Source organism: Streptomyces malachitofuscus (genome assembly GCF_055571035.1).
Map to the genome: position 1 here is coordinate 41899 of NZ_JBVIGA010000039.1, position 17266 is coordinate 59164.

14 protein-coding genes and 1 pseudogene are annotated in these 17266 nt (G+C 71.0%); 8 read left to right on the forward strand and 7 right to left on the reverse strand.

Features of this window, described 5'->3' with window-relative positions; genetic code table 11:
* From ACZ44S_RS36330 to ACZ44S_RS36345, 4 genes are all read right to left on the reverse strand, one after another.
* A complete protein-coding gene (locus ACZ44S_RS36330; RefSeq protein ID WP_466937154.1) occupies positions 1-1209 on the reverse strand; it encodes a nitroreductase/quinone reductase family protein in 1209 nt (402 codons plus the stop codon).
* The gene (locus ACZ44S_RS36335; protein WP_466937156.1) at positions 1206-2072 is read right to left on the reverse strand and encodes an SDR family oxidoreductase; all 867 of its coding nucleotides are present in this window, start codon (positions 2070-2072) and stop codon (positions 1206-1208) included. The genes ACZ44S_RS36330 and ACZ44S_RS36335 overlap by 4 nt, the downstream gene beginning before the upstream one ends.
* A 44-nt stretch (positions 2073-2116) precedes the next feature.
* A complete protein-coding gene (locus ACZ44S_RS36340) occupies positions 2117-3139 on the reverse strand; it encodes a type III polyketide synthase (RefSeq protein ID WP_466937158.1) in 1023 nt (340 codons plus the stop codon).
* A gap of 69 nt (positions 3140-3208) precedes the next feature.
* Positions 3209-4141 (reverse strand): UbiA family prenyltransferase, encoded by a 933-nt coding sequence (locus ACZ44S_RS36345; RefSeq protein WP_466937160.1) that lies wholly within the window; start codon positions 4139-4141, stop codon positions 3209-3211.
* Positions 4142-4396: 255 nt separating this feature from the next.
* On the opposite strand from ACZ44S_RS36345, the gene ACZ44S_RS36350 reads away from it, so the two are divergent.
* The 6 genes from ACZ44S_RS36350 to ACZ44S_RS36375 all read left to right on the forward strand — a co-directional run bounded on the left by ACZ44S_RS36350 (position 4397) and on the right by ACZ44S_RS36375 (position 11432).
* Positions 4397-5614, forward strand: a complete 1218-nt coding sequence (locus tag ACZ44S_RS36350) for a cytochrome P450 (RefSeq protein ID WP_466937162.1) — start codon at positions 4397-4399, stop codon at positions 5612-5614.
* 78 nt (positions 5615-5692) lie between these two features.
* Entirely contained in the window at positions 5693-6745 is a 1053-nt protein-coding gene (locus tag ACZ44S_RS36355) for a polyprenyl synthetase family protein (protein WP_466937164.1), read from the forward strand.
* A gap of 49 nt (positions 6746-6794) precedes the next feature.
* Positions 6795-7271, forward strand: coding sequence for an SRPBCC family protein (locus tag ACZ44S_RS36360; RefSeq protein ID WP_190162291.1), 477 nt, complete (start codon positions 6795-6797; stop codon positions 7269-7271).
* Positions 7272-7282: 11 nt separating this feature from the next.
* Positions 7283-9151 carry a prenyltransferase/squalene oxidase repeat-containing protein gene (locus tag ACZ44S_RS36365; RefSeq protein WP_466937166.1) on the forward strand — a complete coding sequence of 623 codons (1869 nt, stop codon included), beginning with the start codon at positions 7283-7285 and terminating at the stop codon, positions 9149-9151.
* Positions 9148-9852, forward strand: a complete 705-nt coding sequence (locus ACZ44S_RS36370) for a methyltransferase domain-containing protein (RefSeq protein ID WP_466937168.1) — start codon at positions 9148-9150, stop codon at positions 9850-9852. Before ACZ44S_RS36365 ends, ACZ44S_RS36370 begins: the two co-directional genes overlap by 4 nt.
* A gap of 44 nt (positions 9853-9896) precedes the next feature.
* Positions 9897-11432, forward strand: coding sequence for a glycoside hydrolase family 43 protein (locus ACZ44S_RS36375; protein ID WP_466937170.1), 1536 nt, complete (start codon positions 9897-9899; stop codon positions 11430-11432).
* 132 nt (positions 11433-11564) lie between these two features.
* On the opposite strand, the pseudogene ACZ44S_RS36380 reads toward ACZ44S_RS36375, so the two are convergent.
* Positions 11565-13052, reverse strand: a pseudogene (locus ACZ44S_RS36380) (glycosyltransferase family 39 protein); the annotation flags it as partial.
* Between the two features lie 128 nt (positions 13053-13180).
* Here ACZ44S_RS36380 and ACZ44S_RS36385 point away from each other — a divergent pair.
* Both ACZ44S_RS36385 and ACZ44S_RS36390 read left to right on the forward strand, forming a co-directional pair.
* Positions 13181-13861: a response regulator transcription factor gene (locus ACZ44S_RS36385; RefSeq protein WP_466937172.1), complete on the forward strand. Its 681-nt coding sequence runs from the start codon at positions 13181-13183 to the stop codon at positions 13859-13861.
* Positions 13848-15335 carry a sensor histidine kinase gene (locus ACZ44S_RS36390; RefSeq protein ID WP_466937174.1) on the forward strand — a complete coding sequence of 496 codons (1488 nt, stop codon included), beginning with the start codon at positions 13848-13850 and terminating at the stop codon, positions 15333-15335. Before ACZ44S_RS36385 ends, ACZ44S_RS36390 begins: the two co-directional genes overlap by 14 nt.
* On the opposite strand, the gene ACZ44S_RS36395 is transcribed toward ACZ44S_RS36390, so the two are convergent.
* Both ACZ44S_RS36395 and ACZ44S_RS36400 read right to left on the reverse strand, forming a co-directional pair.
* Positions 15325-16167 (reverse strand): carbohydrate ABC transporter permease, encoded by an 843-nt coding sequence (locus ACZ44S_RS36395; RefSeq protein WP_466937176.1) that lies wholly within the window; start codon positions 16165-16167, stop codon positions 15325-15327. The two genes, ACZ44S_RS36390 and ACZ44S_RS36395, sit on opposite strands and share 11 nt — an antisense overlap.
* A gap of 7 nt (positions 16168-16174) precedes the next feature.
* Positions 16175-17167, reverse strand: coding sequence for a carbohydrate ABC transporter permease (locus ACZ44S_RS36400; protein ID WP_466937178.1), 993 nt, complete (start codon positions 17165-17167; stop codon positions 16175-16177).
* Positions 17168-17266: the final 99 nt, after the last annotated feature.

Sequence of the window (17266 nt, forward strand, 5' to 3'; positions counted from 1 at the left end):
TCACTCGGCGTCCGGCCGCGGCGTGAGGCGCACCAGTGGGAGCTCCCGGCTCGTACGGCGCTGGTACTCGGCGTAGCCCTGGAAACGCCCCACGATGCGCTGCCACCACTCGGCCCGCTCGTCCCCCTCCAGCACCGTCGCACGCACCGGCCGCACCCGCCCGCCGACCCGCAGGACCGCGTCGGGATTGGCCAGCAGGTTGCGGTACCACCTCGGATGGTGGACCGACCCCCGGTAGGAGGCGACGACCACGACGTCCTCACCGTCGGGGAAGGTGAACAGCGGCACGGAATAGGGATCGCCGCCCTGCGGTCTGAGGGTGGTCAGGATTCCCACCTGATTCCCGAGCATCCGTTTGCCCAGGCGCCCGTTCGTCCGCTCGTAGAGCGCGACATGGGCGACGTTGTTCACGCGCTGCACCCATCTGCTCCACCGGGACACCTCGCGCCCCGTGGCCGTGCTGTGCCGGAAAGCTGCCATGTCCCTTTCCCCTTCACCGTCGGCGTCCTCCGGTTTCGCGCCGGTCACCGCCCCGCTCCCGGCGCTCCCCGCGGGACCTCGTGCCCGCTCGCGCAGCAGCGTCGGCACGACCCACAGGGCGTGGGCGAGGGCGAGACGCCCGACGCCCGCCCCTCTCGCCCGCATGAACGACAGGGCGCTGCCCATGCCCATCGCCGCACCGGTCACCGCGGTGTTGCCCGTGGCCACATGAGCGGTCGTGTACAGCGCGCTGGTCAGCACGGCCGCGCGCCCGGTGCCGTAGCGCCGGGTGAGCCGGTCCTGGAGCAGACCCCGCCAGAACAGCTCCTCGCCCGGCGCCACGACCAGCGCCAGGTACGCGCACATACGGGCCGGTCCGATCACCTTGGAGAGGTCGCGCAGAGCCGCCGCGTCGTCGGCGACGCGTTCCACGGAGCCGCGGGCCCGCGCGTCCGCGAACGAGCCCGCGAGGAGGATCCCCGCCGCCAGCCCGGCGGCGGCCAGGGCGTCGTGCCGCGTCAACCTGCCGGGCCGGACCGACGGTTGGACGACGAGCGCGCCCAGGCCCAGCGTTCCGTGGGTGAGGGCGAGCCTGCGCCAGTGTGCCGACGACGGCCCGTGGAAGGCAGCGGCGAGACCGGCCGCGGTGAGCGGAACCCCCGCGGCGGCCAGCAGTGCCGCCGGACCCGCACCCGCAGCGGCCGGGTCGGCGTTCACGGATGCCGTCATCGCCCTCCCCCCGCCCCGTGCGTCGTGTGACCGGGCGTCGGGACGACGGAACGCCGCAGCGACGGGAACTGGGTGTGCACGCACTGGGCCCACACGGCCGAGGGCAGCAGCCGGCGCAGGGGCAGCAGCACGTGCGCGTCCCGCCCCACCCGGTAGCGGGCCCGCGGACGCCGTGCCGTGACGGCGCGCATGACCACGGCCGCGGCGCGCTGCGGGGACACACCCCGCGGCAGCCGCCGGGCGATCTGCTGCTCCATCTCGCTCATCAGGTCGCCGTAGGCGCCGGACGCGTACTGCTTCAGCGCCGGCACGTTCTCGCCCCACCGGGAGTTCACGGCGCCCGGCTGCACCAGGCAGACCCCGATGCCGAACCGGCGCACCTCGAGCCTGAGCGCCTCGGTGGCCGCCTCCAGCGCGTACTTGCTCCCGTGGTACGCGGCCCCGGCGGGCAGCACCAGCTCCCCGGCCATGGAACTGACGTTGACGATCCGGCCGGAGCCACGGGCACGCATCCCGGGGAGTACCAACTGCATGAGTCCCACCGGCCCGAAGACGTTGGTGCGGAACTGGCGGTCCCACCGGTCGAGCGGCACCTCCTCGCACGGCCCGAGCTCGCCGTAGCCCGCGTTGTTGACGAGGACGTCGATCGCCCCGAAGGACTCGACCGACTCCGCCACGATCTGCCGGCGCGCCGCGTCGTCGGTGACGTCGAGCCGGCGGACCACGCAACCCGCCGCCTCGAGGTCGTGCAGCGACTCGGTGTTCCGCGACGTCGCGATGGTCGTGAATCCCCGGCCCACGGCGCTCAGGGCGACGGCACGCCCGATGCCGGAGGAGCACCCGGTGATCAGGACCACGGGCATCCGGTCTCCTTCCGACGGCACCGCGGCTGCTTCCCTCCGGCGGCTCACAGGACGACCCCCAGCGAGAAGTCGGCGCTGATTCCCGGGCCGAAGCCGGCGATGACCCCCCGGGCCCCGGGCGTGGCCGTGCCCTCGGAGAAGAAGCGCGCCAGGGAGTCGAAGACCAGGACGCTCGCTGTGTTCCCGTGCTCGGTGAGGGCGGCCCGGCTGAACCGGTGCAGCGCGGGATCGATGTCGAGGAAGCGGGTCAGGTCGTCGAGGATGCGGGGACCGCCCGCGTGCGCGATCACGAAGTCCAGCTCGCCGGTGGTCCAGGACGCCTCTTCGACGAGCTTGGTGATCGCCGGGGTGACGGCGCGCATGGTGTGCCGCACCCTGCTGTCCAGCCGGAAGTGGAAACCGGTGTCCCTGACGTCGTACGAGATCCAGTCCGAGGTGTGCGAGACGGTCTCGGCGGCCGACCGCTCGATGCTGATACCGCGGTCCCCGGTGCCCTTCACGACGGCCGCGGCGAAGCCGTCGCCGAACAGGCCCGCCGACAGCAGCGAGCCGACGCCGGTGTCGGTGGGCTGGTAGCAGAGCGAGCACAGTTCGAAGGCGACGATCAGCGCGTTGCGGTCCGGGTGCGCCCGGCAGTACCGGGCCGCGCCGCTGATCGCGCCGCTGCCCGCAGCGCAGCCGAGCTGGGCGACGGGCAGCTGATCGATGTGCGTCGGGAACCCCAGCTCGTTGATCATCCAGACGATGGGGGACGGCATGGTGAAGCCGGTGCAGGACACGAACACCACCGCGTCGATCTGCTCCCGGGACAGCTCCGCCTCCGTGAGCGCCTCCGTGACGAGGCCGGGCAGGAACCGGCGGACCGCTTCGCGGTAGAGCTCGGTGCGGGCGGCGACGCCCGGGTGGCACAGCGTCCGCTCCAGGGGCTGGAGCAGGCGGCGCGTTCGCACCCCCGTGTGCTCGATGAGGCGCAACGCCGTCTCCAGACGCGGATGGTCCGGATGCAGCCGACGTGCCGCCCCGAGGGTGTCCTCGAGGGTGATCTCGTGTTCCGGGAAATGTGTCACTGGACGGCACAGGACGGGCATGCGGTGACCACCTCTACCTTGACGGGGCGATGAAGCAGCGCGCGTTCGTCAGATCCACGCGGCCAGCGCGAGAAGGGCGAAGAAGGAGGCGAGCAGCCGGGGCAGGTGGAACCACGACGGCATCGTGGCGCCCAGGCGCGAGCGCACCACGGCGGTGACGACGTAGACCGCGTAGGGCAGCGTGAGCAGCGGTGCGGCGTAGCGGACGGACTCGAACTCGTAGGCGGCGTACAGCACGCAGGGATACGGCGCGACGACGAAGACCGTGTACCAGGCCTTCGCCGCCCGCGGGGAGAGGGCGTGGGCGAGCGTGCGTTTGCCCGCCCGCAGGTCGTCGGCGCTGTCGCGCAGGTCGTTGTGGAACATCGTCGCGGTGAACAGGAACCCCGCCGCCACTGCCGTCAGCACGGCGCCCGGGGTGAGGCGATGGACGTTCACCCATATCACCGCGGCCACCACGAGGAAGCCCGTGAGCAGGAAGTCGATCACCTCGCCGAGCGCCCGGTGGCCGAGCGGCGACGGGCCCCCCGAGTACAAGAGCGTCACGAACGCGAGCGGCAGGATCAGCACCGACAGAGGACTCGTCGTGTACAGCAGGTAGGTCATGGCCGCGACGGCGACCGAGAAGCTGACCAGCCCCACCACGCGCACCTGACGCATCGGCAGCCCGAGGGCCAGGGCGCTGCCGGGACGGGCGTCCTCCACACGGTCGACACCGCGCCGGTAGTCGTCGTAGTCGTTGATCAGCCGGCGGCCGATGCTCTCCGGTATGAACAGCGCCATCGTCAGCAGCGCACGTCCCGGTGAGAGGGGACCGAGCTGCCGGGCGACGGCGAGTGCGTAGGCGGCCTGGAGCAGCACCACCAGCGTCATCTGGAGACCGAGTGCGGAGATCCAGGCACGGGCCGGACCGGTCGGACGTGATGCCGCGGATTTCGCGGCAGGCGCGAGGGGCGACCGTTCCGCCCGGGACTCCGTCATCCAGAATTCTCCAGTGTGATGGCGATTTCGGTGGTGAGCGATTCGTCGAAATATCGCGCTGGCCCGGCGGCTTCACGGAGGCATGTTTCCCAGGCCATTGCCGATTAAAAATTTCCCGGCGTCCGCGTGTCCAGAGACACGGTTGTCCGGTGGGGACACGAGTGTCCTTATCACCGCCGTGGACCGTCTGCTAGTGTCCGGCCGCGATCGTCCTGCTAGTGCTGAGAAGTTGTTTCCCATCGGCGGGGGTGAGGCGTGAGCCCAGAGGAATGGCACTCGGAGCGGACGAAGGAAAAGCGCTATCCGTTCGGCCCTTGCGGCGGACTCGACCTGCATGATCTGTACCGGGTGCTCCAGACCGACGAACCCGTGTGCCCGGTGCGCATGCCGTACGGTGAGCCGGCCGTCCTGGTCACCCGGTACGAAGACGTCAGGACGGTCCTCGGGGACCCCCGTTTCCGCCGGGCCATTCCTCCCGGACACGACCAGCCTCGGGTCACTCCCGACGTCATTCCGATGGGTCTGATGGAAATGGACCCGCCCGAACACACACGGATTCGCCGGCTCATTTCCGCGGCATTCACCGCACGGCGCGCCGAACGACAGAGGCCGGAGGCCGCACGGCTCGCCGGCCGACTCATCGACGACATGATGGAATCCGGTTCACCCGCGGATCTGGTCGAGGCCTTCTCCGTTCCCCTGCCGATCGGCGTCATCTGCAATCTGCTCGGCGTGCCGTACGAGGACCGCCTCGAATTCCACCAGTGGATCGTCGAAATGAACCGGATGCTCTCCGGCGACGGCGCCGAGGTGCGGATGGAGAACATCGCCAAGCTGATGTCGTACATGGGCGATCTGGTGGTGCGGCGGCGCGCCGAGCCCACCGACGACCTCATCGGCGAACTGGTGCTGGCGCGGGACGAAGGGGAGCGGCTGTCCGAGGAGGAGCTGATCTTCCTGTGCATGCTGCTGCTCGTCGCCGGCTACGAGACCACCGCCAACCAGATCGCCAACTTCGTCCACCTGCTGCTCACCCGTCCCGACCAGCTGGCGCTGCTGAGGAAGCGCCCCGACCTGCTGCCCAACGCCGTCGAGGAACTGCTGAGGTTCACCCCGCTGAGCGTGTCCGCCGCGTTCCCGCGGTACGCCTCGGCCGACGTGGACCTCGGCGACGGCACCGTGCGCGAGGGACAGCCGGTCCTCACGTCGACCAACGCGGCCAACCGGGACCCCCGGGTTTTCGACGACCCGGACCGTCTCGACATCACGCGCCCGGTCGACCACCACCTGGCCTTCGGCCACGGAGCCCACCACTGCGTGGGCGCCTCCCTCGCGCGCATGGAACTCCAGGTGGCGCTCGGCCTGCTGCTCGACAGACTCCCGCGGCTGCGGCTCGCCGTCGACCCCGGCGACGTGGAGTGGAAGAGCAACCTGCTGTTCCGCGGCCCCGTGGCACTGCCCGTCGCCTGGTGACCGGGCGCCCGTCGGCCGGACGACATCCGACCATCGGACCCCCGGCGGCCCGTGCCGCGGGGGAGTGAGGACGGCACCATGGAGAAACTCGTGCCCCCGGCGCATGCGGCGGCACCACCCCTCTTCGCCCGTCTGGAGGCGGACCTGCGGCGCGTCCGGCGGTCGATGGAGGACACCACCGCCGTCGGCCCGCGCCGGATCGGCGGCCCGCTCGCCCACTACGTCAAGCGCCCGGGACGGCTCTTCCGGCCGGTGCTCACACTGGTCTCGGCCTACGTCTTCGACACCGCCCGGTCCGGGCCCCGGTCCGACCGGGTCGTCGACGCGGCAGCGGGCATGGAGCTCCTGCACCTGGCGACCCTGTGCCATGACGATCTGTGCGACAGGGCCGCCACCCGCCGCGGGCACCCGACCGTCAACGCCGCCTTCGGGGACGACACGGCACTGCTGACCGGTGACCTCCTCCTCGCCTGCGCCACGTCGCTGTTCTCCCGGCTGGGCGAACACGAGATGCGGGTGGCCGGTGACACGCTCAAGCAGATCTGCCTCGGCCAGATGCTGGAGATGGCCGACGTCGGCAACCTCGAGCGCACCGAGGACGACTACTTCTCCGCCGTCTCGGGCAAGACCGCCGCGCTGATGGCCACGTGCGCACGCGTGGGATCGGCCCTCGCGGGGGCCTCCGCGCCGGCCCAGGAGACCATGGCCTCCTTCGGGCGCAGTCTGGGCATGGCCTTCCAGATCTGGGACGACGTGCTGGACATCTGGGCGCCGCCGGGCCTCACCGGCAAACCCAGCGGCCAGGACATCGAGAACGGCGTCTTCACCCTGCCGGTGATCCATGCGCTGCGCGAGGAGCGCCCCGAGCTGTCCCGTCTGCTGCGCCGACGCCCGTACTCCGCGGAGCTCCACGAGGAGACGGTCCAGGTCCTCGACCGGCTGCGGGTGCGCGAACGCGCGGTCGAGACCGCCCGCGGCTACATCACCGACGCGCTCACCGGGGTACGCGGCCTCGAACCGTCCGTGGACGCCGTGTCCCCCCTCGTCGAGGTCGCCCGACGGCTGATGCCGGAGATCGGCCACCTGCTGCCGGAGACCGCCGGCGGCAACGGCGATCCGCTCCGCCCCTGACCGACGTGCCCCACCGCACGGACCCCACCCGAGGGAGGCTTTCCCACCTGTGGACGCATCCACGGACGACGCCGCGACCTATCACATCACCATCGACGCTCCGCCCGCCCACGTCCTGGCGGTGCTCAGGGACCTCGCCGCCTACCCGGACTGGCAGGACGACATCAGCGCCGTACGACTCCTGCGCCGCGACGGCCGGGGACTGCCGGTCCAGGCGCAGCTCACCGTCACCTCGATGGGCATGAAGTCCGCCCTCACACTCGCCCTGGAGCACGACGAGCGGACCATGCGGTGGACCCTGCTGGAGGGCGACTTCCTCTCCAGGAACGACGCCGAGTACACGGTCGGCGCACGCGACGGAGGCGGGACCGAACTGACCCTGCGCCAGGAACTGTCCCTGCGCTGGCAGATGCCGCAGTCGGTGACGAAGCACCTGATCGGCCGGAAGGTGGCCACGACCATGGACGCGGTCAAGAGGCGGGCGGAGGAGACGGCCCCCGCACGACGCGACGAGCAACGCCGGTGAAGGGAAGCACCATGAACTCCGCTGCACATGCCCCGACCGTGTCCGCCGCCCTCGCCGCGGGCCGCACCGCCGTGTGCGACCAGCAGGACAAGGAGGGCGGCTGGGCCGGCGACTTCGCCACGGGCGGCACCTCCTGGGAGTCCGCCGACATCCTCATGCAGCACGTCCTGGGCACCCCCGACCCGGCGCACATCGCCGAACAGCGCGCCTGGATCCTCGCCCAGCAGAACGACGACGGAGGGTTCCCGCTCTACACCGGGGGACCGTCGGACCTCTCCTGCACCGTACTGACGCACTGCGCGCTCCAGCTCGCCGGACACGACGAGGACCGTGACCGCCTCGGCCGCGCCGCACGCTTCGTCAGGGACAACGGCGGCATCGAGGCGGCCGAACTCGTGCCCACCCGCTTCTGGCTGGCGCTCACCGGAGTCGTGGGCTGGGACGAGATACCGCCCCTTCCTCCGGAACTGATCCTGTTGCCCTCGTGGTTCCCGGGCACCGTGGACGACTTCGAGCCCCTGGCGCGTGAACTGGTCGTCGCCATCGGCATCCTGGGCGTCGTCCGGCCCGTGCGCGAACTGCCCGTCGACGCCGGCCCGTTGCGCCGCACGGCCACCGCCCGCCGCACGCCACTCGGACGCACCGCAGGCACGGTACTCGTCAAGGCCGCCAACGCCCTCAACCGCACGTCCCCGCCACCCCTGCGCCGCAAGGCGCTGCACCGGGCCGAACGCTGGCTGCTGACCCGTCAGGAACAGGACGGAAGCTGGGGCGGCAGCTGGACGGAGACGATGGTCTGCGTCCTGGCCCTGTGGTCACTCGGCTACGGCACCCGGCATCCGGTGATCGCCGCCGCCCTGGAAGCCTGCGACCGCTACTGCATCCTGGGCGACGGCACCCGTCGCGTCCGCATCTTCCCCTGCACCGTGATGGACACCGCGATCACCCTGCGCGCGCTCGCCGCGGCGGGCGGCCGCGCCGGCTCCGACCCCGCCGTGGACCGCGCGGTGGACTGGCTGATGACCCACCGCAGCGACTCCACGGCGAACGCGGCCCATCCGGCGGCCATGGCCTGGGACTACGAGGGCATTCCGACCGTCAACCCGGACGTGGACGACACGGCGATGGTCATCGCGGCCTTCCACCAGGTGGGCGTGCAGCGGTCCCGCGAGACCGACACCGCCGTGGCGGAGGGCATCCGCTGGATCCTGGAGTGGCAGTCCGGCTCGGGCGGCTGGTCCGGGTACGGGGTCTACCGCTGGTCGCTCATCGGCAAACGGGCCCTGACCGGCATCGGCTTCATCGAGCCCCCTTCGCCGTGCGTGACCGCGCACATCGTGGAGATGCTGTGCCTGGAAGGGTACGGCTGGCACCCCAAGGTGCGGCGGGCGCTGAGCTGGCTGCTCGACCAGCAGGACACCGACGGCTCCTGGCCGGCCCGCTGGGGCGGACGGCTGTACGGCACCGCGCAAGTGCTGTTCGCCCTGAGGGAAGCGGGACTGGGCAGCGACCACCCCGCCGTCGCGGCGGCCATGGAATGGATCTACCAGCACCAGAACGACGACGGCGGCTGGGGAGAGGACATACCGTCGTCCCTGGACGCCGCCCCGCGCGCCACGGGCGAGAGCATGGTCGTACAGACCGCATGGTGCGTCATCGCCGCCCACACGACCGGCGTGGTGGACGACGCGCGCCTCGACGCCGCGGTGGCGTACCTGATCAAACACCAGCGCGAGGACGGCGGCTGGACCGACGAGCGGGAGTGGATGATCATCATCCCGAACAACGTCTACGCCGTCGACGACGCCCTCACCAACGCCTACGCCCTGTGGGCGCTGGCCCTGCACGCCCGCCACACCGAGCAGGGGGAGGTCCGATGACCACCACGGTTCCCGAGTACGACACCTGGTCGGGGCTGTGGTGGCAGCGCCGCGGCCCGTTCTCGACCCTGCGCTGGATCGCCCGCGCCCGCGCCGAGCACATCCCGCCGGCGGCCCGCGCCGACGCCGTGCTCCTCGACGTCGCCTGCGGCGGCGGGCTGCTGCATCCGTTCATCGCCGGAAAGGGGTACCGGCACGTCGGGGTCGACGTGTCCACCAAGAGCGCCGAAGTCGCCCTGCGGCACGGCGTCGACGAGGTCGTTATCGCCGACATCAACGACATCCCGCTGGACGACGCCTGTGCGGACGTCGTCGTCGCCGGGCACTGTCTCGAGCACGTCGAGCGCCCACTCGACGTGGTCGCCGAGTGCTGCCGGCTGCTCAGGCCCGGCGGCACCCTCATCATCGACACCATCGCGGACACCCTCCTGGCCCGCCTGGCGGTCATCACCCTCGGCGAGAACATCCCCGTCACCTGGGCCGCGCCCAAGGGCACCCACGACCACCGGCTCTTCATCGCTCCCCGGACGCTGGCGGACGCCTGTGCCGCACACGGGGTACCGGTGGACGTCTTCGGACTGGTGCCCAGCACACGGGACCTGATCGCCTGGTCACTGCGCCGCGGAGACGACGTACGCATGCGCCGCGCCCGCTCGACGAGCATCCTCTACGGAGTGTCCGGGGTGAAACCCGTCCCCTAGAATCGCCCGCACGGCGCCCGGCGGCTCGAGGGGGAGACGTTTCCGTGCATGTGTACGACAACCCTGTGATCAGCGGGTTCCACCCCGATCCGAGCGTCTGCCGGGTCGGTGACGACTACTACCTGGTGTGCTCCAGCTTCGAGTACTTCCCCGGGCTGCCGCTCTTCCACAGCAAGGACCTCGTGCACTGGGAGCAGATCGGCAACGTGCTCGACCGGCCCGGGCAACTGCCGCTGCCCCTCCCCGGCGCCAAGGCGTCCGGAGGCCTGTACGCCCCCACGATCCGCCACCACGACGGCCGTTACTGGGTCATCAACACCAACGTCGACGGCGGCGGCAACTTCGTCGTCACGGCCGAGCGGCCCGAGGGGCCGTGGAGCGACCCGGTGTGGATCGACCTGTCCGGGATCGACCCCGACCTGGCCTGGGAGGAGGACGGCACCTGCTGGTGCGCCTTCTCCGGTCCTCGAGGCGGCATCAACATGGCGAGGATCGACCCGGTCGGGGGCAAGGTGCTGGAAGGGCCCTTCGCCACCTGGTCCGGCAGCGGCCTCAAGTACCCCGAGGCGCCGCACCTCTACCGCATCGGCGACTGGTGGTACCTGCTGATCGCGGAAGGCGGCACGGAACGCGGCCACGCCGTGTCCGTAGCCCGCAGCCGCTCGCCGCGCGGCCCCTGGGAGGGCGCACCCGCCAACCCCCTGCTGTCCCACAGCGGCAGCGCCCGTTCCATCCAGAACACCGGCCACGCCGACCTGGTCCAGGCTCCCGACGGCAGCTGGTGGATGGTGCTGCTCGGGGTCCGCCCCCGCGGCTTCACGCCCGACGTGCACGTGCTCGGCCGCGAGACGTACCTGACTCCTGTGCAGTGGGACGAGGACGGCTGGCCGGTCGTGGCGCCCGTCCCCGAGAGGCATGCGGCCCCGGCCGGTGCCTGGCATCCCGTTCCGGCCCCGCCCGCCCGCGACGACTTCGACGGGCCCGCTCTCGCGCCGTACTGGATCTCGCCGTTCGCCCGCACGGACGGCTCCTGGTCCCTCACCGAGCGCCCCAGCCGGCTGGTCCTCAACGCCACCGGCCCCACCCTCGACCGCCCCGGGTACACTTTCGTCGGCCGCCGCCAGCAGCACCACGACTGCCGCGTCACCGCCCTGACCGACCCGGGCACGGGACGCGGTGGTCTCTGCGTGCGCCTGGACGAGGCCCACCACTACGAACTGGAGGCCGGCGACGGGGAGGTGCGCGTCGTCGCCCGGATCGGGCCGCTGCGTCAGACGGTGGCCCGCCGGCCGGTTCCGCCCGGGCCGCTGCCCCTCACGGTGACGATCCGGACCTCCGGCCTCGTGCCCGCGTCGCCCGAACTCACCGACGGCGGCACCACGGGCCCCGACACCATCGCCTTCTGGCTCGGCGATCCGGACGCTCCCGACGCACGGCCGCTCGCCGAACTGGACGGGCGCTACCTCTCCACCGAAGTCGCCTGCGGCTTCACCGGCCGCGTGATCGGCATGTACGCCACCGAGGGCACGGTCGCCTTCGACTGGTTCGAGTACGTACCGGCCCCGGCGCCCTCCGCGTGACCCCAGGGGTGTGCGGGTGCCGCGGCCCGGGGGCACCCGCCCGGACGGCGTCCTCACCGGTTGGGCCAATCTGTCCCCCATGCCACCCCGACCGGCCGGAACGCGCCCCCCCTGTCCCTGGTGGCCAAGACCGCCGGAACGAGCGTGGTGAACGTGGTCCCGCACGTGGACGGTGACGCGCGCCCCGTGGACGTGGGCCGTACCGGACGCGCGGAAGTGGCGCCGCAAGGTACGTGTCTTCGCCTTCTCCTTCGGATCCGCCAACGAGTGCGCACCCGTCGCACGGACCACGACGATCCGGTCGAACGTCAGCATGCGTGCCGCGATGTCCTGGGCGGGAAGCTCGACACCTGCGAGGGTGTTCGACGACACCGGGTCCTGTGCCAGGGCCAGATCCGTCAGGACTCCGGTGTCCCCGGGGTCGCCCGCGGTCAGGATCCGGTGCCCGCCGGAGAGATGGAGCAGCCCGTCGCCGGGACGGCCCACCTCGCGCACGGCGGCGCCGATGGCGGTCACGTCATTGCTCCGGCTCTGGGGCGTCCTCAGCGAAAGGCTCGGCGGGACGAGCGCGGCCACTGCGGCGACCACCGCGATCCACGCGTAGCGGCGGGACCGCCGCAGTCCGTGGAAGTGGTCCATCCAGGCGCCCAGCAGCACGGCGATCCCGATATTGCTGTAGAGCACATACCGGTCCACGAACAAGGGCTTGACCAGTGAGGCGAGCAGCAGCAGAAGGCCGGGAAGCACAAGAATCGGCAGAGCCACCGCGGAAAGCCGTACAGGCCCCCTGACCCCCAGGGGTGCCCGGGCACACACCACGCCCACGACCGCCACGACGAGGAAGTAGCGAAGCCGCACCGGCCCGTCGATCCACGACACCTGTTCCGACTGCCCCGCACTGCGGACCGCCAGGGGCAACAGCCCGGCCACGACACCCGCGGCAGCCGTGGCCCACGCCCTCGTCACCGGTCGTGGCACACGGGAGACGACCAGTGTGACGCCATGTGCGACCAGGGCGAGGACCGCGAATTCGTGCAGCAGACAGGCCAGCAGCATGGTGAGGCCGTAGACCGCCCACCGCCACCGGGCGCGATGCGTGACGCCGGCCACCAGCGCACAGGTGGCCCAGGTGACCAGGGCGCAGACCAAGGCATACGAGCGGCCTTCCTGCGCGTACTTCTGCACCTGGGGCAGGACGGCGAACACCAGCCCGGCCAGCAGCCCGGCACGGGGCCCCGACAGGCGGAGCGCCAGCAGCCCGACTCCGCTCGCCGCCACGGACATGGCCAGCACGGACGGCAGCCGCAACGTCAGCAGCCCGTCGCCGAAGAGACCGAAGAGCCCATGCATCAGCGCGTAGTACAGGGCATGGACCAGATCGACATGCTGGACCGTGTGCCATATCTGCGAGAGGTCGCGCTGCGCGAGCTGATGGGTGACGGACTCGTCTCCCCACAGGGTGTTCCTCCTGCGGATGCCCCAGAGCCCGAGAGCGATGGTCAGCAGGAGGGGCGCGAGGGCGACCACGCTTCGGGCCGCGACCGGTGACGACCGGCGGGCGGTGGGTGCGGGGGAGAGGGCCGTCCTGATCACGGCGGGGACGCGTTCGTCAACGGACATCGACGACAGGGCCTTTCAGCAGGGGCGAGGAAGCCCCGCAAGCGTGCCCGTACCTCCTTGACCGGCCGCTGATCCAACCTGACCGGCTGATCAGGAAGGCGGACCGGCGCTGTGCGAGGCTGCACCGCATGCGGATACTCGTGGTCGAGGACGAGGTCGACCTGGCCCACACCCTGCGCACCGGCCTGACCGCCGAGGGCTACACCGTCGACCTCGCCCAGGACGGCCGGCAGGGACTGTGGATGGCACGGACCGGCGAATACGCCCTGCTCGTACTGGACTTGATGCTGCCGGGCCTCAACGGTTACAAGGTCTGCGCCCAGCTGCGCCGGGAGGGCAACCCGACTCCCATCCTCGTGCTCACGGCCAAGGACGGGGAGTGGGACCAGGCGGAGGCACTGGACACGGGGGCCGACGACTACCTGGCCAAGCCCTTCTCCTACCCGGTGCTCGTCGCACGGCTGCGAGCCCTGGTCCGACGGGCCGTGACGGCCGCACCACCCGTACTCGCCGTCGGTGACCTGTCGTTGGACGTGGCCGCCCGGGTGTGCCGCCGGGCCGGGACCCGGGTGGACCTCACCCCCAGGGAGTTCGCCGTGCTGGAACTGCTCGCTCGCCGGGCGGGCCAGGCGGTCACCAAGGGGGATCTGCTCTATCACGCGTGGCCCGACGAGGCTCTGGATCCCAACCTGGTCGAGGCACGCGTCAGTTCGCTGCGCAAGAAGGTGGACGCCGCGTTCCACCGGAAGTCCCTGCAGACCGTACGGGGCATCGGCTATCGATTGGTGGACGACCGTGAACGACTCTGAGCCGCGCCGCCGCTGGTGGCCCCGTTCGGTACGAGCCCGTGCGGCGCTGGCCGCCGCCGTGGCCGCCGCGGTCCTCCTGACGGGCATCGGCTGGTGGGTGCACCGCGAGGTCTACCGCAAGAACACCCAGGTCGCCGCCGAGCAGGCCGCGGTCCATGTCTGGTCGCTGGTCGAGCAGTTGAAGGAGGGGGTGGTCCCCACACGCACGAGCATCGTGCCGTACGAGGTCGTGGCGACCGGCCGGCGCACCGCCGTCGCCTACGGCGGAGGCATGGACGACTTCCGTCCCGGCACCCGGCACGTCATGCCCTCTCCGACCGGACGAGGGGCACCCAACCACGTCCGGCTGCCGGTGAACCGTGACTACAACCCCGGACTCAAGGGCGACGTGGCCGGCGGAATCCAGCAGGTCGTCACGGCCGACATCGAACCCGGCGAACTGAGCGGCGAAGCGGCCGCCGCGCTGGGCGTCGCCGACGATGCCAGGGTGCGGGTCTATGTGGTGGTTCTTCCCAGCGCGGCCAAGGACATCACCGAGAGCACCGACGCCATGTTGCTGCGGGCCGGCCTCGTCGGCCTCGTACTGATCGCCGCCGTCGCCTACTTCACCGTCCGCATCGCCCTCCGGCCGGTCGAGGCCATACGCGTGCTCACCGCCTCCGTCACCGCGAACGACCCGCGCGAACGCGTCACCGTCCCCGCCACCGGCCATGAGATCACCGCCCTGGCCACCACCATCAACACCACCCTCCAGCGCCTCGACAACGCAGCCGCCCAGCAGCGCCGCTTCGTCGCGGACGCCGCCCACGAACTGCGCAGCCCTCTCACCACCCTGCTGACCAGCCTGGAGGTCGCGCTCGCCTATCCGGAACGCACCGACTGGCCCGCCGCGGCCGGCACCGCCGCACGGCAGACCCGCCGGCTCCAGGCGCTCGCCGAGGACCTGCTGCTCCTGGCCCGCCTCGACACGCGTGCCCCCACGGCCGACGGTACGGAATCCGTCGACCTGACCGCCCTCGCCTCCCGGCTGACCGAGCAATACCCCCTCACCGAAAGGCCGTTGACCCTCACCTGCGACGGCACCGCCCTCGCATACGCCCGCGGAAACCCCGACGACCTCGAACGGCTGTTGCGCAACCTCATCGACAACGCCGCCCGCCACGCCGCACACCGCATCCAGATCACCGTCCGGAACCAGGACGACCAGGTCGTCCTCACGGTGCACGACGACGGACCGGGCGTGCCCGTCGAGGACGCCGAGCGCGTCTTCGAACGCTTCGTCCGACTCGACGACGCCCGCTCCCGCGACCAGGGCGGCACCGGCCTGGGCCTCGCCATCGCCCGCGACCTGGCCCACCGCCACGGAGGGACCCTCACCCTCACTCCCCAGACCCTCGGAGCGTGCTTCGCACTACGCCTGCCGCAGGCCCCGGCTCCGGCCGAGGAACCACGTACGAGTGCGGTCAGCCCTTGACGGCGGAGCTCGCCACCCCTTGGACGAACCAGCGCTGGAAGAAGGCGAAGACGACGAGGACCGGCAGGACGAGCAGGACCCCGAAGGCGAGGATCTGGCCCCAGTCCGGGGGCTGCTGACCCTGGAAGACGCTCATTTCCAGGGGAAGGGGACGCACCGACGGGTCGGACACCATCAGCACCGGCCACAGGAAGGAGCCCCACTGGATGAGGAAGGTGAGGATCGCGACCGAGGCGAACACCGGCCTGGACATCGGCACGACGATCGCGAAGAAGGTGCGCCAGGGTCCCGCGCCGTCCAGCCGGGCCGCCTCCTCGATGCTCGGCGGGATCTTCCGGAAGAACGTGTGGAACTGGTAGACGGCGAAGGCGTTGGCGACGAACGGCAGCGCCTGGATGAACAGGGTGTTGCGCTGACCGTTGAACATGTAGAACAGCGGCACCGCCACCGACTCGAAGGGGATCAGCATCAGCAGCAGGACGAGGGTGAACACCGCGTTCCGGCCACGCCACTTCAGCCGGGTGAGCCCGTAAGCGGCCATCGAGTTGACGAGCAGTCCGCCCGTCACCACCACGAACGACAGCAGCACGGACACGCCCATGAACTGCCAGAAGTACCCGGTGCTGTCGGAGTCGAGACTGTCGAGTACGGCCGCGTAGTTGTCGAAGGAGAGGTGGGTGGGCAGGAAGCCGGACAGACCGTTCAGGACCTCGTCGGACGGCTTGAGACTGCCGAGGAAGAGATAGAGCGCGGGCAGGGCGAAGACGAACGCCAGGACGCTCAGAACGGTGTAGTCGAGGACGCGGCGTACAGGTGTACGGGTCAGGGCCATGGGTCTGTCAGTCCTCGTTGTCGGGCCGGACGACGCGGCGCTGGACGAGTGTCAGGGCTACGACGATCAGGAAGAACACGACCGTGACGGCCGAGGCCTGGCCGATGTCGTTCTGGTCGAAGGCGGTGGTGACGGCCTGGTACATCACCGTGCGGGTGGCGTCCTCGTCCAGTCCGCCGCCCCGGATGAGGATGTACACCTGGTCGAAGACCCGGAAGGACAGCACCGAGGTCAGCATCGCGACGAACACCAGGGTGCCGCGGATACCGGGCAGGGTGACGTGCCGGAACCGCTGCCACCGTGTGGCCCGGTCCAGCGCGGCGGCCTCGTAGAGCTCGCCCGGGATCTGCTGGAGGCCGGCCAGCAGGATGACCATCTGGAAGCCCACGCCCTGCCACACCGACAGCACGACGATCGAGCCCATCGCGGTGAGGCCGTCGCCGAGCCAGTCGAAAGCGCCCCAGTTGCCCAAACTCACCGCGTTCAAGGCTGAGTTGAGCATGCCCTGCTCGCTGCGGGCGAGGATCAGCCGCCAGATCACGGCGACCAGCGCCATCGGGAAGACGACCGGCATGAAGAAGAAGGACCGGAACAGTCCGATGCCCTTGAGCTTGCGGTTGAGCAGGATCGCCAGCGCCAGCGCGAGACCCGTCTGGAGCGGTACGACGACCGCGGCGAAGGTCAGGTTGTTCAGCAGCGCCCGCAGGAACGGGCCGGACAGGTCGGGGTCGGTGAACAGTCGCCGGTAGTGCTCCACGCCGAAGAAGGCGGGTTCCAGGGGCGAGCCGAGGCGGACGTTGTAGAAGGAGAGCACCACGGCATAGCCGAACGGGACGCCGACGAAGGCGATCAGTCCGACGACGGCCGGCGCGGACATCAGCAGTCCGTGCAGCCCGTCGCGGTTGCCGCGCGGGCGGCGCGAGGCTTTCGCGGAGGGTGCGGACGAGGCGGCCTGCGCCCGCCCAGGGGCCGCGGCGTGTGCGGGTTCCACGGTTTTCACGGGAGGTCCTACCTTTCAAGGGTGGTTGCTCTGGTCATTCGTAAGATCAGAGGGCCCAGGGGCTCTGGGTATGGCTGTCACGGTGGCGCCGGTTCGACG